The sequence below is a fragment of the Microbacterium sp. Y832 genome (assembly GCF_057669765.1).
In genome coordinates this window covers 64,526-88,074 of record NZ_JBYHFM010000003.1, presented here as the reverse complement: position 1 = coordinate 88,074, position 23,549 = coordinate 64,526, and the positions used below count along the sequence as shown (strand labels likewise).

The following is a 23,549-nucleotide window of genomic DNA, read 5'->3' as shown; positions in this document are numbered from 1 at the left end:
CGCCGGCAGCACGCAAGCGCACGTGCCCCCCACGGCAACCGGCACGGCTAGCACGGCACCGCGCGCGATCCGCCCTCGCGGCGGCGCACACCCGCCTAACGTCGACGTGCGCCGCCGGCATGAGGAGGTCCGTGGGGGATGTCATCCCGTGCCGGCGTCGCGACCTCTTCTTCGCCGGCTCAGTCTCCGCGCAGGACCTCGAGCGCGTGAGCGAGGTCGTCGGGATACTCCGAGGTGAAGGTGGCCCACTCTCCCGTCGCGGGGTGCGCGAACGCGAGCTGGTGCGCGTGCAGCCACTGGCGAGTGAGCCCGAGCTTGGCGGAAAGGGTCGGATCGGCGCCGTACAGCGGATCGCCGACACACGGATGCCGGTGGGCAGCCATGTGCACCCTGATCTGGTGCGTCCGGCCCGTCTCAAGATGGATCTCGAGCAGTGAGGCACCGCGGAATGCTTCGATCGTCTCGTAGTGCGTCACGGAGTCCTTGCCGTCGGGCGTCACCGCGAACTTCCAGGAGTGCGTCGCGTGTCGCCCGATCGGCGCGTCGATCGTGCCGACGAGGGGGTCGGGATGCCCTTGCACGACCGCGTGATAGATCTTCTCGACCTCGCGCTCCTTGAAGGCGCTTTTGAGTGCCGTGTAGGCGCGCTCGGACTTCGCGACGACCATGAGGCCGCTCGTTCCGACGTCGAGCCGGTGGACGATGCCCTGACGCTCGGCCGCGCCCGTCGTCGCCACGGCGATGCCGCCGGCCGCGAGGGCGCCGAGCACCGTAGGGCCCTCCCAACCGACCGAGGGGTGTGCAGCGACGCCGACGGGCTTGTCGACCACGACGATGTCGTCATCCTGATGCACGATTCCGAGGTCCGGCACCGCGAGCGGTACGACGACCGGCTCCTGGCGATCGGTCCACGTGATATCGAGCACGCTTCCGGCCGAGACGCGGTCGGACTTGCCCACGACCTGTCCGTCGAGCAGCACGCCGCCGGCTTCGGCGACCTCGGCCGCGAAGGTCCGCGAGAAACCGAGCATCTTCGCGAGAGCCTGATCGACCCGCGTGCCCTCGAGCCCTTCAGGGACGGGCAGCATCCGCGCGGGCATGTCAGCGGTCGAGGCGGCGCTCGTCCGCCTGCTGGTCCGCCTCGCGTTCGACCTCGCGCTGCTGTCGCTCGGTCAGAGGCGGCAGCCCGCGCTCGTCGGCCGGCACGCCGGCGTCAGGATCGGCGACGGGAAACTCGTCACCGAAGCCCGACACCGCACCACCGGGCGGCACTTCGTCGCCCTCGCCGAGAATCGTCTCGCTCTCGGCGTCGCGCCGCGAGTCCCGTGTTCCGTCCAAGTGAACCCCCAGGATGATCAACAGGGCGACAAGGATCATGTCGCACACGATGAAGATGTCGGCGACGTTATAGATCGCCGGCGACATACCCGGGAAGAACCACATCCAGGGCGTGTTGATGAAGTCGATCACATGCCCGATCGCGAAGCCGGGCTCGCGGAAGATGCGATCGGTCAGGTTGCCCAGCACGCCGCCGAGCAGCAGGCCGAGCACGACCGCCCACAGGCGCGAACGCACGCGGGTGACAGCGAGCCATCCGATGACGACCGCGACGACCGCCAGAGCGATCGTGAAGATCCAGGTGACCCCCTCGCCGAGCGAGAAGGCCGCTCCGGGGTTCTTCACGAGGTAGAAGCTCAGGAAGTCCCCGAGCACGGGGACCGTCTGCTGCAGGGGCAGGTTCTCGAGGGCGAGATACTTCGTGAACTGGTCAGCGGCCAGCACCAGCCCCGCGAGGATCGCGATGGTGATGCCGGCCGCCGCCGGACGAAGCTTCGACGCGCTCTTGTGCGGGCGTGTCAAAAGGAGAGGTTCAGAGGCCGACTGCAGAGACCGGGGCCGAACCCGATGCCGTGCCGGTCGTCTCCAGATCGCGGAGGTGGCTCTCGATGTAGCTGCGCAGCTGCGTGCGGTAGTCGCGCTCGAACTGACGCAGATCCGAAATACGACCCTCGAGCGAGACGCGCTCGCGGTCGAGGCGCTCGATCTCTTCGCGACCACGGGTCTCGGCATCCGAGATGATGGCTGCGGCCTGCGCCTTGGCGTCGGCGATGAGCTTGTCGCGCTGGGCTTCACCCTCGGCGACGTGCTCGTCGTGCACGCGCTGAGCGAGCTCGATGAGGCCGGCAGACGCCGACACGGGCGCGGGCGTGGCCTGCGGTGCGGCTTCGGCAGCGGGGGCGGACACCTCTTCGATGACCTCGACCGACTCGATGGTCTCGGAGACCTGGGCCTCGCCGGACTCGTACGCGGCGAGCTTGGCCTTCAGTTCTTCGTTCTCAGCGAGCGTCTTGCGCCACTCGACGACGATCTCGTCGAGGAAGTCATCGACCTCGTCGGGGTCGAAGCCCTCCTTGAAGCGGACGTGCTGGAACTGCTTGGTGACGACGTCATCCGGGGTCAATGCCATGGTGATTCCTCTTTCGAGCGCTCAGGTCGGTGGCAACGGTCTGGGGCGGACCCGCCGACTGGCAAGCCGTACCTGCCAAGCATAGCCGCGGCGTCGACGTGTGTGGTGTCGGTCGGTGATCGGTCAAACAGACATGAAGGCTCTCGTGATCGAGAGCAGCACGAAACACAGCAGCATCGTTATCGCGAAACCGAAGTCGATCGCGATGGCCCCGACGCGCAGCGGAGGAATCAGGCGTCGAAAGAACCGGATGGGCGGATCGGTCACGGTGTAGACGAGCTCCGCGGCGACGAGTCCGAGCCCCTTGGGGCGCCATTCGCGGTTGAAGATCGGCACCCATTCCAAGACGAGTCGCACCAGCAGCACGAGCACGAACAGGACGAGCGCGCCGTTCAGAATGGCCGCGGCGAGGCTGACGAGCTCCACGGCTTACTGCTGGGAGAAGGGCACGGACTCCGTGTCGGCGTGCGCAACCGCGCCGTCACCCGACACGGCGACGTTCTCAGGCGACAGCAGGAAGACCTTGCTCGTCACCCGCTCGATGCGTCCGTAGAGGCCCAGCGAAAGCCCGCTCGCGAAGTCGATCAGACGACGCGCGTCAGCGTCGCTCATCTGCGAGAGATTGATGATGACGGGCACGCCATCACGGAAGTTCTCGGCGATGACCTGCGCGTCACGGTACTGCTTGGGGTGCACCGTCAGGATCTCGCTGATCGCGGTCGGTGCGGGCTGGCGCACGACGGCGGGACGATGAATCGGGGTCACGGGCGCTGCTTTCTCGACGACGGCTTCCGGCTTGCGTCCGCGGGGCTGCGCCGCAGGCTCCTCGTAGACCTCTTCCTCATCGGCGAGGCCCAGGTACACCATGGTCTTCTTGAGCGGGTTCGACATCGCATCCTCCGTTGTGCTCGTCTGTTCCGAGGTTAACCGCGGTCGGGCCGCGGTCCCGTGATTGCCGAGCCGATCCGCAGGTGTGTCGCACCCGCAGCGATCGCCTCGGCGAAATCTGCTGTCATGCCGGCCGAGATCCAATCCGCCCCTGGCACGATCGCGCGAACCACGTCGCTGAAGCCCGCCAGTCGGGCGAACGCAGCCGCGGGATCCTCATCGAGGGGCGCGACGGCCATAATCCCCCGCACGCGCAAGGAGGGTCGCTCGGCGACGTCTTCCGTGAGCTGCACGAGGTCTTCAGGCGCGACGCCACCCCGAGCGGGATCGCTCGTGAGGTTGACCTGCAGCAAGACGTCCAGGACGGGATCGGATGGCTCTGCGGCGGCGTCGAGCGCAGCGGCGACCCGGCTTCGGTCGACGGAGTGCACGACGGATGCCGCGGCCCGCACGGCGCGGGCCTTCTTCGTCTGCAGCTGGCCGATGAAATGCCAGGTGATGTCGAGATCGGGCAGTTCGGCGTGCTTGGTGGTGAGCTCTTGCTGGCGGTTCTCACCGACGTCGCGCACACCGAGGTCGGCGAGGGCTGCGACCAGCGCCGCGGGATGGAACTTCGTCACGACGATGCGCGTGATGGCGCCCGGATCGCGGCCGACGTCGCGTGCGGCCTGTGCGATGCGTTCGTCGATGTCGACCAGTCGCGCCGACAGCGCCGCGACGTCGACAGACTCCGGGGACGGGGGCATGAACATCCGTTCTCTGGGTCTGTCGATCGTCGCGTGCGAGTTACTTGAGGAAGTCCGGGATGTCGAGGTCGTCGTCACCGAACGCCGAGTCGTAGGCGTCGGGCACCGACACGCCGACCGACACCGTCTCGGCGGGAGCCGCCGCGGGTGTGTCGAGGTCGCGGGCGACGTCCTGAGCGGGAGTCGCCGGCACGACCGGAGCCGAGAAGTCGCGCGACGCCGTGATCGGCTCGATGCGCGTCTGCGGCTGTCCGCCGTCGAAGCCGGCCGCGATGACCGTGACCCGCACTTCGTCGCCGAGCGTGTCGTCGATGACGGTTCCGAAGATGATGTTCGCTTCGGGGTGCGCCGCCTCTTTGACCAGCTGCGCAGCGTCGTTGATCTCGAAGATGCCGAGGTTCGACCCGCCCTGGATCGACAGCAGCACGCCGTGCGCGCCCTCGATCGATGCTTCGAGCAGGGGCGATTCGACCGCGAGTTCGGCGGCCTTGATGGCGCGGTCCGCTCCGCGAGCCGAGCCGATACCCATGAGGGCCGAGCCCGCTCCCTGCATGACCGACTTGACGTCGGCGAAGTCGAGGTTGATCAGACCCGGCGTCGTGATGAGGTCGGTGATGCCCTGCACACCGGCCAGGAGCACCTGGTCGGCGGTCGCGAACGCCTCGATCATCGAGATGCCGCGGTCGCTGATCTCGAGGAGTCGGTCGTTCGGCACCACGATGAGGGTGTCGACTTCTTCCTTGAGCTTCGCGACGCCGGTCTCAGCCTGCTGCTGACGGCGACGCCCCTCGAACGAGAACGGCTTCGTCACGACACCGATGGTCAGCGCGCCGATCGACTTCGCGATCTTCGCGACGACCGGAGCACCACCGGTGCCCGTGCCGCCGCCTTCGCCCGCGGTGACGAAGACCATGTCGGCACCGCGCAGGGCCTCTTCGATCTCTTCCGCGTGGTCTTCTGCCGCCCGGCGGCCCACTTCGGGGTCAGCGCCTGCGCCGAGTCCACGGGTGAGTTCGCGTCCGACGTCGAGCTTGACGTCCGCGTCGCTCATGAGCAGGGCCTGCGCGTCGGTGTTCACCGCGATGAACTCCACGCCACGCAGTCCGAGCTCGATCATGCGGTTGACGGCATTGACGCCGCCGCCGCCCACGCCGACCACCTTGATGACTGCGAGGTAGTTCTGGTTCTGGCTCATGCCGGCCTCCGTCTTTCGAACCAAACCTTCAACCTCTTCTAGAGGTTTAAAGAATTGCTCGGTATGCAATTCCTGATTCCGAACGTAGGCGGATGCCGCGCCCCGACGCGGAAGAGCGCGGGCGTGTCGCGACATCGCCCCCGAAGTTACTTTCGGAGGCCGACTCCGTCAGCGGATGACGACGGCCGCCGACGATGAGACGTCGTACTCGGCGACGGTGTCGGGCGGCCGCGCTGCCATCGCCGTCTCGAGCACGACGGCCTTCGTGGCGGAGTCGTCGGCGCTGCCCCACACGATCGTCGCGTTCGAGCCGCCGAGCGACAGTCGCACGTCATCGGGCGAGGTCGCGGCGACAGCCGTCACCTGCGCGCGAATGGCCGCGGGGAGCGTGCGCATGACCTGTCCGACGGCCCGGAACGCGGATGATCCGACCCCGCCCTGCACCGTCAGCACGGGCGTTCCTTCGCCGGGCGCCGGCGCCGTCGACAGCGCCACCCCCGCGGCATCCACGAGCGTGAACCCCGCCGGGGTCTCGATGTAGCCGACCGGCGTGCGCTCGATGATCCGCACGACCAGCTCGTGCGGGGGGCGCGCTTCGAGCGTGTACGTCTCGACGAGGGGGAAGCCGACGAGCGCGGCCTTCACCTCGCTCTCGTCGACCGAGGCCAGCGGTGTGCCGATCTGCCCCGACAGCGCCTCTTGGACCGCGTCTGGATCCAGCTGCGACGCACCGACGACCGTGACCTGCTCGACGGCGAAGAGCGGGCTGTAGGCCACCCCCACGGTCGTCGCCGCAAGCAGCGCGACCGAGGCCACAGCGCCGATCCACACGGCGCGCCGCTTGCGCTGCCGGGCCGTGAAGCGGCGCACTTCGGCGCGAAGCGCGCGGCGGCGCGCACGGGCCGCGAACCAGACATCGCGCATGCCGATGTCATCGGCTGCCTCACCCGCGAAGGGCTCAACGGGTGAGGTATCAGCGGGGCGGGCGGTGGCCTCCGGACCGGGCGCGCCGGCGAGGGTGAGGGGCAGGATCGGCGCCGTCGCGCGGGACTCGTCAGCCGTCGCCGGACGGCTCGGCTGCGCCGCAGGCGGGCCTGACGGCGGCAGCGGCGACGGCCTGCGCATGCGCTACTCCACCGCGGGCGCCGTGCGACCCAGCGCCTCGAGCACCTGCGGCACGATCAGATTCACGTTGCCGCACCCGAGCGTCACGATGAAGTCACCCTCGCGAGCGACGGATGCGGTGTAGTCGGCCGCTTCTTGCCAGTCGGCGACGAAACGGACGCGCGTCGGGTCGGAGAAGGCGTCGCTCACGAGAGCGCCGGTGACACCGGGAACGGGGTCCTCGCGGGCGCCGTAGACGTCGAGGACGACGGTGTGGTCGGCGCGCGACTCGAGCACGTCGGCGAACTCCTGGAACATCGACGCGGTGCGCGAGTAAGTGTGCGGCTGCTGCAGGGCGATGATCCGACCGTTGCCGACCACCGTGCGTGCGCCGGCGAGGGCAGCCGCGACTTCCGTGGGGTGGTGAGCGTAGTCGTCGAAGACGCTCACGCCACGGACGACGCCGTGCAGCTCGAATCGACGGGCTGTGCCCTGGAACCCCTCGACGGCGCGGGCCGCGTCGAGCACGTCGTACCCGAGGGCGATGAGCACGGCGACGGCGCCGGCGGCGTTGATCGCGTTGTGGGCGCCGGGCACGGCGAGCTGCACGGCCGCCGCCGAGGCACCGTGACGGATCGTGAAGGACACCGGGCCGTCGGTGACGATGTCGGTCACGCGCACGTCGGCCGTGGGGGCCTCGCCGAAGGTGAGCACATTCGGGTGGGTGATGCGCTCGCGCACCGCGACGGCGCCCGGGTCGTCGGACGAGATCACGACGGCATCCCGAGTCTCGTTCGCGAAGCGGGCGAACGCAGCGTCGAACGCGTCGCGCGATCCCCAGTGGTCGAGGTGATCAGGGTCGACGTTCGTGATGAGCGCGACCGCCGTGTCGTAGAGCAGGAACGTGCCGTCGGACTCGTCGGCCTCGATGACGACGAGCTCATCGGTCCCGCTGCCGCTCGAGACGCCGAGCTGTTCGATGACGCCGCCGTTGACGAACGTCGGGTCGGCGCCGAGCGCGTGCAGCGCCGTGACGATCATGCCCGTCGACGTCGTCTTGCCGTGCGCTCCGGCCACCGAGACGAGCGGGCGCCCACCGATGAGCCAGTGCAGCGCCTGTGAGCGGTGGATGACGTGCAGTCCGCGCTGCTTGGCGAGCACGAATTCGGGATTCTCGGGCCAGATGGCCCCCGTGTGCACGACCGTGTCGACGTCGTCGGCGAGGTTCGCGGCGTCGTGGCCGACGTACACCGTCGCGCCCAGCGCGGCGAGCTGCTGCAGCCCGGGGCTGTCGGCGCGGTCCGAGCCGGACACGCGGATACCGCGCTGAAGGAACATGCGCGCGAGTCCGGACATACCGGACCCCCCGATGCCGATGAAGTGCGCGGCGTCGATGTTCTCGGGAATCGGAAGACTCAGGTCGGGTCGGATCATGGCCCGTCAATCCTAAGTCGGCCCCGGATGCGACGGACCTCGCCGCGCGGGCGGATCAGCCCCGCGCCTCGTCGATGAGGGCCACGACGTTCTCGGTTCCCTGACGTATGCCGATGCGCGAGGCCGCGTCGCGCATCGCCTCGCGCGCTGCCTCGTCGGCGAGCAGGGGCACGATCTCGGACCGCACGCGGTCGGGCGTGAACTCGGCGTCGGCGATGAGACGGGCGGCACCCGCGCGCACGGCGGAGGCGGCGTTGAGCGCCTGCTCGCCGTTGCCGACGGCGTAGGGCACGTACACGGCGGGGATGCCCAGCGCGCTGATCTCGCTCACCGTCGCCGCCCCCGCACGCGAGACGACCAGATCGGCGATCGCGAAGGCGAGGTCCATTCGGTCGATGTACCGCAGCACGACATACCCCGGGGCACCGGGGTCGGCCAGGTCGGAGCGCTCCCCCGTGACATGCACGAGCTGCCATCCCGCGTCGAGCACATCGCGCCAGGACCCCTCGAGGGCGGAGTTGAGTCGTGCGGCGCCGAGTGACCCGCCGAAGACGAGAAGCGTCGGGGTCTCGGGATCGAGCCCGAAGTGCGCGGCCGCTTCGGCACGCAGGGCCGTTCGGTCGAGGTCGACCACCTCGCGGCGCAGGGGCATCCCGACGAGGCGGGCGCGCTTGATGGGCGTGCCTTCGAAGGCGACCCCGACGGATGCGGCCGAGCGGGCGCCGAGGATGTTCGCCAGCCCCGGCCGGGCGTTGGCCTCGTGGACGACGACGGGCAGGTGCTCGCGGCGCGCTGCGACGTAGGCGGGTGCCGACGCATAGCCCCCGAAGCCGACGACGACCGCGACGCCGCGATCGCGGATGATGTCGCGCACCTGGCGGATGGCCCGCAGAAAGCGCAGCGGAAAGGCCGCGGCATCCCGATTCGGGCGTCGGGGAAAGGGGACCTTGTCGACGAAGACGAGCTCATACCCGCGCGCCGGCACGAGCCGAGTCTCGAGGCCCTCGCGCGTGCCGAGCACGAGGATCCGCGCATCGGGCTCCCGCTCGCGCAGCGCGTCGGCGACGGCCAGGAGCGGATTGACATGACCGGCGGTGCCGCCGCCGGCGAGCAGGTACGTGCGGGACGGGGCCGAAGAACTCACCGAGAGATCTTCGCACGCCCCGCTGGGACCATCCGGGATGCCGGCGGCGGCAGGGAGCGCGCGAACGACAGCAGAACGCCGCACGCCACGAGCACCGACAGCAGCGACGTCCCACCCTGCGACATGAAGGGCAACGGCACGCCGAGCACGGGGAACACCCGCAGCACGACGCCGATGTTGATGAGCGCCTGCCCCACGATCCATACCGTGATCCCACCCGCGACGATGCGCACGAACGGGTCTTCGGCCTTGCGGATGACGTGGAAGGCGCCGACTGTGAACAGAGCGAACAGGGCGAGCACGACGACGCAGCCGATGAGACCGAGCTCCTCGCCGACGATGGCGAAGATGTAGTCGTTCGCTGCGGCGGGGAGCCAGTCGTACTTCTCGCGCGAGTTGCCCAGACCGAGACCGAAGATGCCGCCGCCGGCGAGTCCCCACATCCCGTGCAGCGGCTGGTAGCACGTGGTGAGGTACTCCTCGAGACAGTCGTCGTTGAGGAAGCTCATGATGCGCGCCATGCGGTTCGGGCTCGTGATCGCGAAGACGGCGACCGCGACGACGGCGAGGATCGCCGGCACGAGGAAGATGCGCAGCTTCACGCCCGAGAAGAACAGCGCGCCCAGCACGATGAGCACGAGCACCATGGCCGTTCCGAGGTCGCGCCCGGCGAGCACGGTTCCGATCACGAGGATCGAGACGGGGATGACGGGGATCACGACGTGCTTCCAGGACGCGAGCAGCGTGCGCTTGCGAAACAGCACGTAGCCGAGCCACAGGGCCAACGCGAGCTTGAGGAACTCAGCCGGCTGGAACTGGAATCCGGCGATCTCGACCCAGTTGCGGTTACCGTGCGACTCCACGCCGAGTCCGGGGACGAACACGAGCAGCTGGAAGATCGTCGCTCCGATCAGTGCCAGCCACGCGATCCGTTTCCAGAACGCGACCGGGAAGCGACTCGCGATGAACATGAGAGGCACGCCGAGGAGCGCGAAGACGCCCTGTTTGAGCACGTCTTCGACGGGCGATCCACCCGAGGCCGTCGCGGTCGCCGATGTCGCCGAGAGCACCATCACGAGCCCGAAGATCGTCAGCAGCAGCGCGGTCGACGAGATCAGCAGGAACTCGCTCGGCACGGGCGCGAACGCCCGCCCGAGGGACACGCGCGCGGCGAGGCCGCGCTTCGCGTCCGGGTCAGGCTCGCGGGGCGCCGGACCCGTCCGGGTCGACGTCGTGTTCGCCATCGGTCCCCTTCTCGAGCCGCTCCCTCACCGCGTCGGCGAAGCGCCGACCGCGGTCGGCGTAAGACGAGAACTGGTCGAACGACGCCGCGGCGGGGGCGAGCAAGACGACGTCCCCGTCACGCGCGACCTCGGCCGCCAGTTCCACGACTCGCGCCATGACGTCTTCAGTCTGTGCGGGGTCGACCTCGAAGACGGGCACCCCGCTCGCGTGTCGTGAGAACGCTTCGACGACGGCGGTGCGGTCCGCGCCGATCACGATGGCTGCCTTCGTCGAGGCACCGCGCTGCGCGACGAGATCCGAGATGTCGACGCCCTTCAGCAGGCCTCCGACGACCCACACGGCTCCGGGGAACGCCGCGAGGGAGGACGCTGCGGCGTGGGGGTTCGTCGCCTTCGAATCATCGACCCACGTGATGCCCGCCGCCGTGGCGATGACCTCGATGCGGTGCGGATCCAGCCGGAAATGCGCAAGCGCCTCACGGATCGCCGCAGGCGGCACGTCGAGCGAGCGGGCGAGCGCGGCGGCGGCGAGGATGTTCGCCGCGATATGCGGCGCCGCGAGCCCGCGGGCTGCGAGATCGGCGACCGTGGTCAACTCGAGCGCGCTCGTGCGGCGGTCCTCGAGGAAAGCCCGATCGACGAGGATGCCGTCGACGATGCCGAGATCGCTCGGGCCCGGCACGCCCAGGTCGAACCCGATGGCGCGTGCGCCCTCGACGACGTCGGCGGCTTCGACCATCTCGCGCGTCGCGATATCGCTCTTGTTGTAGACGCACGCGACCCGCGTGCGGTCGTACACGTGCGCTTTCGCCGCGCGATACTCCGCCGCGCTGCCGTGCCATTCGAGGTGGTCGTCGGCGAGGTTCAGGCACACGGCCCCGTGAGGCGAGAGCGGCTGCGGCCCCGACTGCAGGCCGAGGTACCACAACTGGTGGCTCGACAGCTCGACCACGAGCGCGTCGAAGCCCGCCGGGTCGCGCACGGCGTCGAGCACGGGAGTGCCGATGTTGCCGACGGGCGCAGCACGCAGGCCTCCTGCGACGAGCATCGTGGCGGCCAGCCGTGTCGTCGTGGTCTTGCCGTTGGTCCCCGTCACGAGAAGCCAGTCGGCCGGCGCCCCGTCGGGGCGCACGACCTTGTCGCGCACCCGCCACGCCAGTTCGATGTCGCCCCACAGCGCGATTCCTTCGCGGCGCGTCCATTCGATGAGCGGATGCCGCGGCGAAAAGCCCGGCGAGGCGACGACGACGTCGGGTGCGAACTCGACAAGCTGCTCCGGGACGCTCTGCAGCGATCCTTCCCACAGGCGCGCGCCGATGACGGGCACGAGGCGTGCATACTCCTCGTCGGCCTGCTCCGTCAGGACGAGCACGTCGGCGCCGAGCTCGGTGAGGGTGTCTGCGACCGAGAACCCCGTGACAGAGAGCCCGAGCACGGCGACGCGCAGTCCCTTCCAGTCGGCATGCCAGCTCGTGAGGGCGTCGAGTCGGGAGGAGGTCATGTGCGAGAGAGCCATTCGACGTAGAAGAATCCGATGCCGGAGACCGCCAGCATCCCCGCGATGATCCACATGCGCACGACGATCGTGATCTCGGACCAGCCGCGCATCTCGAGGTGATGGTGGAACGGGCTCATCAGGAACAGCCGCTTGCCGCGCGTGATCTTGAAGTAGAGACGCTGCAGGATCACCGAGCCGGGGCCGATGATGAAGACGCCCGCGACGAGCACGGCGAGCAGTTCGGTGCGGGTCAGGATCGCCATCGCAGCGATGACACCGCCGATGGCCATCGAGCCGACGTCGCCCATGAAGACCTTGGCTTTCGGGGCGTTCCACCAGAGGAAGCCGACGAGAGCACCGACGAACGCCGCCGAGATGATCGCGAGGTCGAACGGATCTCGCACTTGATAACAGGCGGCCCCGAGATCGGGCGAGAGTGCCGCTCCGCCGCACGCCTGATTGAACTGCCAGAAGGCGATGAGGCTGTAGGCGCCGACGACGAAGATGCCTGCGCCGGCGGCGAGACCGTCGAGCCCGTCGGACACATTGACGCTGTTCGAGAAGGCCACCCCGATGAAGGTGATCCACAGGAGGTAGACGATCCAGCCGACGACGAGTCCGAGCGTCATGAAACCGAGCCAGGGCACGTCACGGAAGATCGAGATGTACGGCGAGGCGGGGGTCTGATTCGAGGCGTCCGGGAACATCAGCGCCACGATGCCGAACGGCACCGAGACGATCACCTGCCCGAGCACCTTGCGCCACCCGGTGAGGCCGAGACTGCGCTGGCGGCGCACCTTCATGAAGTCGTCGATGAACCCGACGGCGCCGAAGCCGACCATCATCCAGATGACGAGCCAGCCCGAGATCGTCGGCGGGTTGTTCCCCGTGTACGTCCCGACGAGGTAGCCGACGATCGCGCCGACGATGAAGATCGTGCCGCCCATCGTGGGCGTGCCGCGCTTCTCGCCGTGGCTGGGGTTGTGCACGTTGTCCGGCGTGCGGATGACCTGCCCCCAGCCCCACGCGCGGAACAGCCGAAGGAAGACCGGGGTGAGGAACAGCGTGAAGGCCAGAGAGATCGCCGCGGCAGTCAGGAGTGATCTCACGCGAACGATTCTCCCAGACGATCCCCCAGGAATCGCAGACCCGCCGCGTTCGAGGATTTGACGAGCACGCGGTCGCCGTCGCGCAGTTCGCCTATGAGGTAGTCATAGCCCTCATCGGGTGTCGCGAAGAAGACGGCCTCGTCGCTCCACGAGCCCTCGCCGACGGCGGCGAGGAAGAGCCGCCGAGCCTCAGTGCCGACCACGACGATGCGCGGGATCCGAAGCCGCACGGCGAGCTCCCCGATGCGGTCATGCTCTTCTCCGGCATGGTCGCCGAGCTCACTCATGGCGCCGAGGACAGCCACCATGCGCTCGCCGGGTCCCGTGATCTGTGCGAGGGTCCGAAGCGCCGCCGACATCGAGTCGGGGCTGGCGTTGTAGGCGTCGTTGATGATGCGCACGCGATCCGAGCCGAGGGGCTGCATGCGCCAGCGTTCGGCGATCTCGACGGCTTCGAGCCGCTCGATGCAGTCGCCCAGCGGCACACCCAGCGCCGTGGCCGCCGCGATCGCCGCGAGGGCGTTCATGATGTGGTGCTCGCCGAGCACGCGCAGCCGCATCGGGATCGATTCGCCATCGACCGTCACGACGCACGATGTTCCCGCCGCCGTCACCTCGACGTCGGCCGCGCGCACCTGGGCGTCAGGCCCCCGCCCGAACCACCGCACGTCGATGCCGCGTCCGCGGGCGAGGGGCGCCATGGCCGCGACCCGGGAGTCGTCGGTGTTGAGCACGGCGATGCCGCCGGGGCGCACGGCTCGCACGAGCTCGGACTTGGCGAGGAACGTCGCCTCGATGCCGCCGAAGCCGCCCGCGTGGGCCATGCCGACCATGAGCACGACGCCGATGTCGGGTTCGACCAGGCCGGCAAGCCGAGCGATCTCGCCTGGTGCGCTCGCACCGAACTCCGAGACGAGGAATTTCGTCGATTCGGTGACCCGCAGCATCGTGAGGGGTGCGCCGACCTCGTTGTTGAACGAGCCCTTGGGCGACACGGTCTCGCCCACGGGCTCGAGGATGCGCGCGAGCATGTTCTTGGTCGTCGTCTTGCCGTTGGAGCCCGTGATACCCACGATGCGCAGGTCTCCCCGCGCGCGCACGTCGGCGACGACCGTCCGGGCGAGGTCGGCCAGAGCCGCGACGACATCGGGCACGACGATCTGAGTGACGGCGGACTCGACGGGGCGCTCGACGAGCGCCAGCACCGCGCCGCGCTCGACGGCGGCGTCGACGAACAGGTGCCCGTCGGTGGACTCACCGGGCTTGGCGGCGAAGATGCCCCCGGGCTCGATGAGACGCGAGTCCGTGTCGACGGCGCCCGACACGATCGTGTCGGCGGTGTCGGGTGCTGCGAGTCGCAGATCGCCGCGGACGGCGTCCGCGACACGCGCGAGAGTGAGGGCGATCATCGAGTCTCCGGCCGGGTCATCACTGCTCAGCCGAACTTCGGCAGCAGCGTCGGCGTCGTGGTCGAGGGCATGACCCGGTACGTCTTGAGCACCTGCGTCATGGCCTTCTGGAACGCCGTCGCGTTGGCCGCAGACGATTTTACCTTCGTCGGCTCATCCATCGTGACGACGACGACGTACTCGGGGTCCTCGATCGGAGCCATGCCGATGAGTGTCGTGTAGTACGCGCCGGCCTTGTAGCCTCCGGTCTCCTTGTCGTACTTCTCACCCGTTCCGGTCTTGCCGCCGACGCGGTAGCCGGGAACGCTCAGCTGCTTCGACATGCTGCTCTGCGCGATGACGTTCTCGAGTATTTCGCGGGTCTCCGCCGCGGCCTCGGGGCTGATGACCCGCGTGGGCTCAGCGGCGTCGGGCTCGACGACGGTGCCCTCGGGGGTCGTGCAGGACTCGACGAGCGACAGCGGCATGCGCAGCCCATCGTTCGCGATCGCGGCGTATGCGCCGGCGAGCTCGGGCATCGTCGTCGTGAGGCCCTGACCGAACGAGGTGTTGTAGAGCGTCTGGTTGTCCCAGGCCTGCACCGGATGCAGCGTGCCGCGCTCTTCCGCGTGATAGCCGACGTCGGTGCCCTGGCCGATGCCGAAGCGCTCGAAGTACTCGTGCCGTGTCGCGGCATCGACGGTCTCGCTGAAACGGGCGATCCCCGCGTTCGACGAATCGATCAGCACGCCCGCGAGCGTGTAGGTATAGGCCGGGTGGTTGAAGGCATCGTTGACGCGTGCCCCGTTCGCGAAGGTCTCGCGCCCGGAGGCCACGACAGTCGAGGTCGGCGTCTGTCCACCGGCATCCAGCACCGTCGCCGCGGTGAGGGCCTTGAACGTCGAACCGGGTTCGAAAGTGCCGCGGAAGATCCGGCTCGCGCGGTCGTCCTCTGCGGCGGCCGTCGGCTCATTGGGATCGACGGTGGGGTACTCGGCCGCCGCTCGGATCTTGCCGGTCTTGGTCTCGACGACGAGGATCGCGCCGCTGCGCGCCTGCATGTTCTGCACCTGCTCCGCGATGAGCTGCTGCATGTACCAGCTGAGGTCACGGTTGATCGTGAGCTGCAGCGTGCCGCCGTCGACGGCCGCAACCTCGCGAGCAGTGCCCGGAATCGTCACGCCGTCTTTGCCCTGCTGATAGGTCCGCAAGCCGTCGGTGGCCGCGAGGCACTGATTCTGCGACAGCTCGAGCCCTTCGATCGGCTCGCCGTCCGAGGTCAGGAAGCCCACCACGTTGCCGCCGACCGCCCCGTCGGGATAAGCCCGGGCGGGGTGCGGAGCGCACGTGAGGTAGGGCACGCCGGTCTCGGCGAGCTTGCGGTACTGCTCGGTCGACGCACGCTTGACCAGCTGCGCGTAGCGCGAGTTCTCATTGGCTGCGAGGGCATCGCCGACGATGCGCTGCACTTCTGCGACGTCCTTGCCGATGACCTGAGCGATCGTGACCGACACCCTCGACCAGGGCGTCGCTGCTGACTTGCCCTCGGCGATCTGTGCGTCGATCTGCGTGATGAGCAGGGGGTCGAGCTGGCAGTCGTACTCGACGATGCTGCCGGCCAGCGGCTGTCCGGTCTCGTCGACAATCGCGCCGCGTGTTCCGTAGAGGGTCTGCGACGCCCCGAACGCCTTCTCCATCGAGTCGGCGATGTGCTCCTCGGCGCTGACCACCTGGATGTCGATGAGCCGCACGAGGAAGGCGCCGAGGATGGCGAGGACGACCGCGAGGGCCACGACGGTGCGGCGGCGTGTGCCGCGCGTGCTCTTCGTGGTCATGTGATCAGTGTGTGCTCGGGGTGGGCAGTCCGTCGGTGATCGGGGGCGGTGTGTTGGACACTCCGCCCGTGAGATCCGCGGGGGTATCGACCGGGACCTGGGCGATCGTTGCGTCGGGGGCGGTGATGAGCGGCGTCGAGGTGATGAGCGAGTTGGCGACCGACCCTCGGTTGTATGCGTCGACGGACGAGGTCCAGGATGCCGCCTGCCCGGTGCCGAGAACGGCTCCGTCGCTCAGGCGCAGATAGCTGGGCGACTCGTCGATGACCATCCCCAGTGCCGCTGCGTTCGCGGCGAGGTACTGCGGCGAGCTGAGGCCTGCCAGGTCGTCGGCGAGGATCTGGCGCTCCCACGTCAGTTCGCGGTGCTCGCGGGTGAGCGTCGAGATCTCGTACGAGGTCTGCGTCGTGAGGATCGACAGCCCCATCTGGGCGGCGCCGATCACGAAGGCGCCGATCAGGGCGACGACACCGTAGACGAGGCGCGGGCGGCGGCGGGGTGCCGGCTGCTCGACGACGCGAAGCCCGGGACGGGGCCGCTGCTCGCGGATCGGGGCGACGCTCGGGCGAGAGGGCACGGCGGCGGCGAGACTCATGTGGCCTCCCTCACTCGCTCGGCCGCGCGCAGGCGCACGGGGGTCGCACGCGGATTGCGCGCGCGCTCTTCTTCGGATGCCAGCTCGGCGCCCTTCACGAGCAACCGGAAGCGCGCCGCGTGCTCGGGCAGCTCGACGGGCAGGCCCGCGGGCGTCTTCGAGGTCGAGGCATCGGCGAACTCGCGCTTGACGAGGCGGTCCTCGAGCGACTGGTACGCCAACACGACGATGCGCCCGCCGACGGGAAGCGTGCCCATCGCCGCCGGGATGGCACGCTCGAGCACGGACAGTTCGCGGTTGACCTCGATGCGCAGCGCCTGGAAGACGCGCTTGGCCGGGTGACCGCTGTGCTTGAGGGCCGCGGGGGTCGCGTCCTGCAGGATCTGGACGAGCCGCCCCGACCGGTCCAGGGGTGCCTCGGCCCGTGCAGCGATGATGGCCCGCGCGTAGCGGCCGGCGAGCTTCTCTTCGCCGTAGCGCTCGAAGATGCGCCGCAGATCTCCCTCGCCGTACGTCGCGAGGATGTCGGCCGCCGTCGTTCCGCTCGTCTGGTCCATCCGCATGTCCAGGGGCGCGTCCTGCGCGTATGCGAACCCGCGGTCGGCCACGTCGAGCTGCAGCGACGAGACGCCGAGGTCGAACAGGATGCCGTCGGCCGCCGCGTATCCGGCTGAGGCGACGGCATCCGCGATGCCGTCGTAGACGGTGTGCACGAGCGTCACCCGATCGCTGAAGCGCGCGAGCCGCTCCCCCGCTATGCGCAGCGCGTCGGTGTCGCGGTCGAGCCCGACGAGCCGCAGTTCCGGAAAGCGCTCGAGAAAGGCTTCGGAGTGACCGCCCATGCCGAGCGTCGCGTCGACGAAGACGGCTCCGGGCCGTTCGATCGCAGGGCCGAGCAGCTCGATGCAGCGCTCGAGGAGGACGGGGGTGTGGATGTCGCGGAGGCTCATGATGTCGGGACCACTCGGTTCCTGTGCCCTGATCCCCATCCGCTCCGACCTGGCACCGGGGAAGTGCGCCAGGGTGTGAGCGGCTGGGAGTCGGGACACAGGGGCCGGTCAGAACAGGCCCGGGATCACCTCCTGCTCCAGTTCGGCATAGTTCTCTTCGTTGGCTTCGGCGTAGGTGTTCCATGCATCGGCGTTCCAGATCTCGGCGTGCGCGCCGACGCCCGTGACGACGAGTTCCTTCTCGAGGCCCGCATAGGCGCGCAGCGGCGGTGGGATCGTGATGCGGTTCTGGCTGTCGGGCTTTTCGGCACTGGCTCCGGAGAGGAACATGCGCAGGAAGTCGCGGGCCTGCTTGTTGGCCAGGGGTGCTTCGCGGATGCGTTCGTGCACGCGCTCGAACTCCTGCGTGCTGAACACATAGAGACAGCGGTCCTGTCCGCGGGTCACGACGACGCCGGAACCGAGGTCGTCGCGGAACTTCGCCGGAAGGATGACGCGGCCCTTGTCGTCGAGTTTGGGAGTGTGCGTGCCAAGAAGCATCGGTCCACTCCTCCCCTGTCAGTCCGGCCCCCGCTGGAGTGCGCACCACTTTACTCCACTTCACTCCACTTAGCTATCGATTTCGGGGCGGATCCTCCCCTGGTCCCCCGTCGAGGCGTGCCGCGGCGCCCGAACGCGAAAAAAAGCACCGACCCGAAGGTCGGTGCTTTGTGACGCTGAGACGCGCGGCCGCGGTCAGGTGAAGTTAATCAGCGATCGCCCTGCCGCTTGTCCCAGCGGTCATTCATGCGATCCATGAAGGTGCCACCGGCCGCCTGAGGCGACGGGCGAGACGGGCGTTCGGGCGTCGGCTTGCCGAGCCCGCGGGTCGGGGTGACGGCGAGGATCACGCCGCCGAGCATAAGGAGGAATCCGATGATCCCCACGACAAGGAGCGAGGGAACGGCGACTCCGACGAGCAGACCCCCGAGCCCCAGCAGGACGAGGATCGTCCCGTAGACGATGTTGCGGTAACTGAGCGTTCGCCCGTCGCTCGGCGCACTCACGACGTCGGCATCGTTGTGCATGAGATGGCGTTCCATCTCGTCGAGCAGGCGCTGCTCCTGTTCGGAGAGTGGCATGCATCCCCCTTGGCTGCTGGTCTTCGACGATTCTACGCGCCGTGTCGATCACTAGGCTAGGCCCGTGCACCACTCCCCGGAGCCTATCGCGGCGGTTTCCCAGCGACTCGACACGTTCTTGGCCGCCCAACGCACTGCATCCGCCCCTCTGGGCGATGAGGCCGACGTATTCGTCGAGGCCGGACGAGCCACCGTGAGCGGCGGCAAGCGCCTGCGCGGACGCTTCTGCATCGCGGGGTGGAGGGCTGTGGAGGATGCCCGCTCGAACGGCGCCTCGATCCCGGATGCCGTCGCCTCGGCGGCCGCCTCTCTTGAGCTGTTCCACGCCGCTGCGCTCGTGCACGACGACATCATCGACAACTCCGACACGCGACGCGGGCGCCCCGCCGCGCACCGCGCGCTCGAGCAGATGCATCGCGAAGCGGGATGGGCCGGCGATGCCGCGGCGTTCGGCCGCTCGGGCGCGCTCCTGCTCGGCGACCTGCTCGTCGCGTGGAGCGACGACCTGTTCGAAGAAGGACTCGAAGAGCTCGCCGATGCAGACCGCGCCCGCGCCGCACGCCGCGAGTACGCCACGATGCGTCGGGAGGTGACGATCGGGCAGTTCCTCGACATCGCCGAGGAGTCCGCCTTCGTCGTCGAGCCCGACGACCAGCATGCCGAGCGCGCACTGCGCGTCGCGTCGTTCAAATCGGCGCGCTACTCCATCCAGCAGCCGCTCGCGATCGGCGCGGCCCTCGCCGGAGCCGACGCCGACCAGCTCGCGGCGCTCGTCGCCTTCGGTCACCCTGCCGGCATGGCCTTCCAGTTGCGCGACGACGTGCTCGGCGTCTTCGGCGACGAGGCAGAAACAGGCAAACCTTCGGGCGACGACCTGCGTGAGGGAAAGCGGACGGTTCTGATCGCCTTCGCCCGCGAGGCTCTCTCGCCGACGGCCCGGCCCATCATGGACGAGCTGCTCGGCGACCCGTCGCTGGATGCCGCCCAGATCGCGTCGCTGCAGCAGACGATCCGCGAGACGGGAGCGCTCGACCGCGTCGAAGCGCTCATCGACGACTACGTCGGCCAGGCCCGGCAGTCGCTCTCGGGCGCACGGCTCGGCAACGCGGCGGTGTCGTCGCTGCGCGACCTCGCGCACGCCGCGGCGGTGCGCACGGCCTGAGCCGGGTTACGCGAGCGTCAGGGCGACGCGGCGCACTTCGCTCTTGCGACCCGCGCGCAGGGATTCGATCGGTGACGTGCCGATCGACTCCTCGTGGGTGAGGAGCCAGTCGATCACCTCGTCATCGTCGAAGCCCGCATCGTGCAGCACGAAGACGGTGCCCCGAAGCGCCGGCACCGGCTGACCGTCGATGAGGAACACCGAGGGCACCTTGAAGCCGCCGTCGCGGCGCGAGCCGATGAGGTAGAAGTCTTCGAGGAGGCGGCGCACGCGTCCGAGCGGTTCACCGGTCAGCTCGACGAGGTCGGGCAGGGTGAGCCAGTCGGTCGGGGTGCGCGGCGCGGTGTCAGCGGTCACGAACCCATGATCTCACCTCTGCCACGACCCGGTCGACACAACTCGAGTCACAGTAACCACATGCGTCACTCTGAATGCCACCTGTTGACAGGGCATTACATCCGTGACAGCGTTTTCGCGTCGACGAAGGGACCCGAAACCTGTGGACATCGCTGTCAAACCCATCCGTGATGCACGACCTCTCGTGCCCGTGGCCGTCGCAGGATCGCTCGCCGTGATTCTGTCCTCCACTCCGTCTGCCGCCGTCCAGCGAACGGCCGAGCACTCGCAGTCGCCGCGTGCGTTCCCGGCGGCCGCCCTCACCGGCGCGCGCCCCGCCGCCGCCGCACCCGCGACCCACACCGTCACGACGGGCGACACCGTCAGCGGGATCGCTGCCCAGCACGGTCTGCGCACCGACGACGTGCTCGCGTTGAACGGGCTCAGCTGGAACTCGGTCATCCGCCCCGGCCAGGTGCTCGTGCTCGGCGGAGCGCCGGCCACCGCTCCCCCCTCCGCCGCGGCGGGAACGCACGTCGTGCAGGCGGGCGACACGCTCTTCGCCATCGCGGGTCGGCACGCTGTCTCGACGGATGCGATGTTCGCCGCCAACGGGCTGGACGGGTCCTCCATCATCTACCCCGGTCAGCGACTCACGATTCCCGGTGCCGGGGCTTCGGCACCCAGCCCCGCACCCGAGCCGGCCCCCGCGCCCGTTCCCGCCCGAAGCCACACGGTGAGCGGCGGCGAGACCATCAGCGGCATCGCAGCGCACCACGGCGTCTCGGTGCAGGGCATGCTCGATGCGAACGGGCTCGATTGGTCCTCGATCATCTACCCCGGCCAGCAGCTCACGCTTCCCGGCGCACCCGTGCTCGCGGCATCCGTCTCTGCCGTCGTGGCCGACCTCGATGCCGAGCAGACCGCCAACGCCCGCGTCATCATCCAGGTCGGGCGCGAACTCGGTGTACCCGATCGCGGCATCGCGATCGCCCTCGGCACCGCGATGGTCGAGTCCTGGATCCGCAATCTCGACTGGGGCGACCGTGATTCGCTCGGGCTGTTCCAGCAGCGACCGAGCATGGGCTGGGGCACCGCCGAGCAGATCCGCGACCCGGATCGCGCGGCGCGGGCCTTCTACGGCGGAGCGCACGACCCGAACGGTTCGGCGACGCGGGGACTGCTCGACATCCCCGGCTGGCAGAACATGTCGTACGCCGATGCTGCGCAAGCCGTGCAGATCTCGGCGTTCCCGGATCGTTACGCGCTCTGGGAGCAGCCCTCCTACGCGTGGCTGGCAGCCCTCGGGTGAGCCGCGACACCGGGTCAGAGGTGCGCCGCTGCCCGGTGACACGCTCCGCGCTCCGTAGACTTTGCGCGTGAGCACGAGCCAGCAGACGGACCCCTTGATCGGCCGTCTCGTCGACGGCCGGTATCGGGTGCGTGCTCGCATCGCCCGCGGCGGCATGGCGACGGTGTACGTCGCCACCGACCTGCGCCTCGAACGGCGCATCGCTCTGAAGATCATGCATGGGCATCTGAGCGATGACACGGTGTTCCAGAGCCGCTTCATCCAGGAGGCCCGCGCGGCCGCCCGGCTGGCCGACCCGCACGTCGTGAATGTCTTCGACCAGGGCCAGGACGGGGACATGGCCTACCTCGTCATGGAGTACCTGCCCGGCATCACTCTGCGCGAACTCATCCGCGAGCAGCGCCGGCTCACGGTACCGCAGGCGATCACGATCATGGATGCCGTGCTGTCAGGGCTCGCCGCGGCACACCGTGCCGGCATCGTGCACCGAGACGTCAAGCCAGAGAACGTCCTGCTCGCCGAAGACGGCCGGGTGAAGATCGGCGACTTCGGGCTCGCTCGCGCCACGACGGCGAACACCGCGAGCGGCGCGCAGCTGCTCGGCACGATCGCCTACCTTGCCCCCGAGCTCGTCACGCGCGGCACCGCCGACGCGCGCAGCGACATCTACGCCCTCGGCATCGTGCTGTACGAACTGCTCACGGGCGAGCAGCCGTACAAGGGCGAGCAGCCCATGCAGATCGCCTACCAGCACGCGACGGACTCCGTTCCTCGACCGAGCGCGAAGAACCCCGGCGTTCCCGAGCCGCTCGACGAGCTCGTGCTGTGGGCGACGGCGCGTGAGCCCGACGACCGCCCCGTCGATGCGAGTGAGATGCTCGACCGGCTGCGGGAGATCGAGCGCGAGCTGGGCGTCTCGCCCCAGGCCGCGCGGGCGACGACCGCCGTCGGCGTCGTGCGCGACGAGGGCCTCGCCTCGGGCGAGCTGACCCAGGTGCTGCCGACGACGGCGGCTCTGCAGACGGCATCCTCCGACGACGTGGACCACGGCACGCAACTGCGCCGCGCCGCGCACCGCCGCACGACGCGGGGCGTATGGCTCGCCGTTCTCGTGGTGCTGCTCGCCGCCCTCGCCGGTGGCGCAGGATGGTGGTTCGGTTCGGGGCCGGGATCGCTCGTGGCCGTGCCCGCTGTTTCGGGCACCTTCTCCGACGCGCAGGCCCAGCTCGCCGAGCACTCGCTGGTCGCCGTCGAACGCGGCGAGGCGAGCCGTGACGTTCCCGCGGGCCAAGTCGTCCGCACCGACCCCGAAGCCGGGCAGCGCGTCGACCGAGACGCCGAGGTCGAAGTGTTCATCTCGCTCGGCCCCGCAGAGGTGACGGTGCCCGCGCTGATGGGAGCGGCCGAGGCCGAGGCCCGAGACACGCTCGCGAGCTTGTACATCGAACCCGCAGACGAGAACGCCGAGTTCTTCACCGATGCCGCACCCGGCACGGTCGTCGGCGTCATGATCGAACCGGCCGGAGGCGGCGAAGGCGTGCCGTGCGGAGAGGGATGCACGGCGCGTGAAGGCGACGGAGCGACCCTGTGGATCTCGCTCGGCCCTCTGCCCGGGGTCGTCGGCGAGTCGGCCGAGCGCGCGCGCAGCATCCTGACCGATGCCGGTCTCGAGGTCGACGAGGCCGTCGCCGAGGAGTCCAGCGAACAGATCGCTCGCGGCAGTGTCATCCGCACGAGCGAACGCGAAGGCGGGGGCTCGTGGAGACCTGGCGACCGAGTTTCGCTCGTGGTGTCGACAGGACCTCCGCTGTTCGAGGTGCCCGACGTGACGGGCGCGACGCGCGATGCGGCGGCACAGACTCTGCGCGACGCGGGCTTCGAAGTGAACTACTCGGCACTGTGGAACGTCTGGCCCGACGCGCTTACCGAGGTCACATCGCAGGATCCCGCCGGCGGAGAGCTGCGGGAGCGCGGCACCCCCGTCACCATCCAGATCACCGTCACCGGCTGACCTCGAGACC

The 23,549-nt window shown here is 69.2% G+C and carries 23 protein-coding genes; 3 read left to right on the top strand and 20 right to left on the bottom strand.

Annotation, left to right across the window (positions count from 1 at the left end):
- Positions 1–179 precede the first annotated feature (179 nt).
- The 19 genes from AC25YV_RS06130 to AC25YV_RS06040 all read right to left on the bottom strand — a co-directional run bounded on the left by AC25YV_RS06130 (position 180) and on the right by AC25YV_RS06040 (position 18,718).
- Positions 180–1,100, bottom strand: coding sequence for an RluA family pseudouridine synthase (locus tag AC25YV_RS06130; protein WP_488122954.1), 921 nt, complete (start codon positions 1,098–1,100; stop codon positions 180–182).
- 1 nt (position 1,101) lies between these two features.
- Positions 1,102–1,809 carry a signal peptidase II gene (locus tag AC25YV_RS06125; RefSeq protein ID WP_488123423.1) on the bottom strand — a complete coding sequence of 236 codons (708 nt, stop codon included), beginning with the start codon at positions 1,807–1,809 and terminating at the stop codon, positions 1,102–1,104.
- Positions 1,810–1,870: 61 nt separating this feature from the next.
- Positions 1,871–2,467 carry a DivIVA domain-containing protein gene (locus AC25YV_RS06120; RefSeq protein ID WP_488122953.1) on the bottom strand — a complete coding sequence of 199 codons (597 nt, stop codon included), beginning with the start codon at positions 2,465–2,467 and terminating at the stop codon, positions 1,871–1,873.
- A gap of 123 nt (positions 2,468–2,590) precedes the next feature.
- Positions 2,591–2,893, bottom strand: a complete 303-nt coding sequence (locus AC25YV_RS06115) for a YggT family protein (protein WP_488122952.1) — start codon at positions 2,891–2,893, stop codon at positions 2,591–2,593.
- Between the two features lie 3 nt (positions 2,894–2,896).
- Positions 2,897–3,358: a cell division protein SepF gene (locus AC25YV_RS06110; RefSeq protein ID WP_488122951.1), complete on the bottom strand. Its 462-nt coding sequence runs from the start codon at positions 3,356–3,358 to the stop codon at positions 2,897–2,899.
- 32 nt (positions 3,359–3,390) lie between these two features.
- A complete protein-coding gene (locus tag AC25YV_RS06105) occupies positions 3,391–4,101 on the bottom strand; it encodes a YggS family pyridoxal phosphate-dependent enzyme (protein ID WP_488122950.1) in 711 nt (236 codons plus the stop codon).
- Positions 4,102–4,141: 40 nt separating this feature from the next.
- Positions 4,142–5,296: a cell division protein FtsZ gene (ftsZ, locus tag AC25YV_RS06100; RefSeq protein ID WP_488122949.1), complete on the bottom strand. Its 1,155-nt coding sequence runs from the start codon at positions 5,294–5,296 to the stop codon at positions 4,142–4,144.
- Between the two features lie 168 nt (positions 5,297–5,464).
- On the bottom strand, positions 5,465–6,421 hold the full coding sequence (locus tag AC25YV_RS06095) for a cell division protein FtsQ/DivIB (protein WP_488122948.1): 957 nt from the start codon (positions 6,419–6,421) through the stop codon (positions 5,465–5,467).
- Positions 6,422–6,424: 3 nt separating this feature from the next.
- The gene (gene murC / locus AC25YV_RS06090; protein WP_488122947.1) at positions 6,425–7,834 is read right to left on the bottom strand and encodes a UDP-N-acetylmuramate--L-alanine ligase; all 1,410 of its coding nucleotides are present in this window, start codon (positions 7,832–7,834) and stop codon (positions 6,425–6,427) included.
- A gap of 55 nt (positions 7,835–7,889) precedes the next feature.
- Positions 7,890–8,978: an undecaprenyldiphospho-muramoylpentapeptide beta-N-acetylglucosaminyltransferase gene (murG, locus tag AC25YV_RS06085; protein WP_488122946.1), complete on the bottom strand. Its 1,089-nt coding sequence runs from the start codon at positions 8,976–8,978 to the stop codon at positions 7,890–7,892.
- Positions 8,975–10,222, bottom strand: coding sequence for a putative lipid II flippase FtsW (ftsW, locus tag AC25YV_RS06080; protein ID WP_488122945.1), 1,248 nt, complete (start codon positions 10,220–10,222; stop codon positions 8,975–8,977). Before ftsW ends, murG begins: the two co-directional genes overlap by 4 nt.
- Positions 10,173–11,723, bottom strand: a complete 1,551-nt coding sequence (gene murD / locus AC25YV_RS06075) for a UDP-N-acetylmuramoyl-L-alanine--D-glutamate ligase (RefSeq protein WP_488122944.1) — start codon at positions 11,721–11,723, stop codon at positions 10,173–10,175. The genes ftsW and murD overlap by 50 nt, the downstream gene beginning before the upstream one ends.
- Positions 11,720–12,829 carry a phospho-N-acetylmuramoyl-pentapeptide-transferase gene (gene mraY, locus AC25YV_RS06070; protein ID WP_488122943.1) on the bottom strand — a complete coding sequence of 370 codons (1,110 nt, stop codon included), beginning with the start codon at positions 12,827–12,829 and terminating at the stop codon, positions 11,720–11,722. Before mraY ends, murD begins: the two co-directional genes overlap by 4 nt.
- Positions 12,826–14,238 carry a UDP-N-acetylmuramoyl-tripeptide--D-alanyl-D-alanine ligase gene (locus tag AC25YV_RS06065; protein WP_488122942.1) on the bottom strand — a complete coding sequence of 471 codons (1,413 nt, stop codon included), beginning with the start codon at positions 14,236–14,238 and terminating at the stop codon, positions 12,826–12,828. Before AC25YV_RS06065 ends, mraY begins: the two co-directional genes overlap by 4 nt.
- Positions 14,239–14,264: 26 nt before the next feature.
- The gene (locus tag AC25YV_RS06060; RefSeq protein WP_488122941.1) at positions 14,265–16,052 is read right to left on the bottom strand and encodes a peptidoglycan D,D-transpeptidase FtsI family protein; all 1,788 of its coding nucleotides are present in this window, start codon (positions 16,050–16,052) and stop codon (positions 14,265–14,267) included.
- A 4-nt stretch (positions 16,053–16,056) separates the two neighbouring features.
- Positions 16,057–16,647 (bottom strand): cell division protein FtsL, encoded by a 591-nt coding sequence (gene ftsL, locus AC25YV_RS06055; protein ID WP_488122940.1) that lies wholly within the window; start codon positions 16,645–16,647, stop codon positions 16,057–16,059.
- Positions 16,644–17,597 carry a 16S rRNA (cytosine(1402)-N(4))-methyltransferase RsmH gene (gene rsmH, locus AC25YV_RS06050; protein ID WP_488122939.1) on the bottom strand — a complete coding sequence of 318 codons (954 nt, stop codon included), beginning with the start codon at positions 17,595–17,597 and terminating at the stop codon, positions 16,644–16,646. Before rsmH ends, ftsL begins: the two co-directional genes overlap by 4 nt.
- Before the next feature lie 108 nt (positions 17,598–17,705).
- Complete coding sequence (gene mraZ, locus AC25YV_RS06045) at positions 17,706–18,137, bottom strand: division/cell wall cluster transcriptional repressor MraZ (protein ID WP_376126190.1); 432 nt, start codon at positions 18,135–18,137, stop codon at positions 17,706–17,708.
- A gap of 209 nt (positions 18,138–18,346) precedes the next feature.
- A complete protein-coding gene (locus AC25YV_RS06040) occupies positions 18,347–18,718 on the bottom strand; it encodes a DUF3040 domain-containing protein (RefSeq protein ID WP_488122938.1) in 372 nt (123 codons plus the stop codon).
- Positions 18,719–18,782: 64 nt separating this feature from the next.
- Here AC25YV_RS06040 and AC25YV_RS06035 point away from each other — a divergent pair, with 64 nt between their 5' ends.
- Complete coding sequence (locus AC25YV_RS06035) at positions 18,783–19,880, top strand: polyprenyl synthetase family protein (protein ID WP_488122937.1); 1,098 nt, start codon at positions 18,783–18,785, stop codon at positions 19,878–19,880.
- Between the two features lie 6 nt (positions 19,881–19,886).
- Here AC25YV_RS06035 and AC25YV_RS06030 read toward each other — a convergent pair whose 3' ends face one another.
- Positions 19,887–20,237: an Rv2175c family DNA-binding protein gene (locus AC25YV_RS06030; protein ID WP_488122936.1), complete on the bottom strand. Its 351-nt coding sequence runs from the start codon at positions 20,235–20,237 to the stop codon at positions 19,887–19,889.
- Between the two features lie 184 nt (positions 20,238–20,421).
- Here AC25YV_RS06030 and AC25YV_RS06025 point away from each other — a divergent pair, with 184 nt between their 5' ends.
- On the top strand, positions 20,422–21,528 hold the full coding sequence (locus tag AC25YV_RS06025; RefSeq protein ID WP_488123422.1) for a LysM peptidoglycan-binding domain-containing protein: 1,107 nt from the start codon (positions 20,422–20,424) through the stop codon (positions 21,526–21,528).
- Between the two features lie 67 nt (positions 21,529–21,595).
- A complete protein-coding gene (pknB, locus tag AC25YV_RS06020; protein WP_488122935.1) occupies positions 21,596–23,539 on the top strand; it encodes a Stk1 family PASTA domain-containing Ser/Thr kinase in 1,944 nt (647 codons plus the stop codon).
- Positions 23,540–23,549 lie beyond the last annotated feature (10 nt).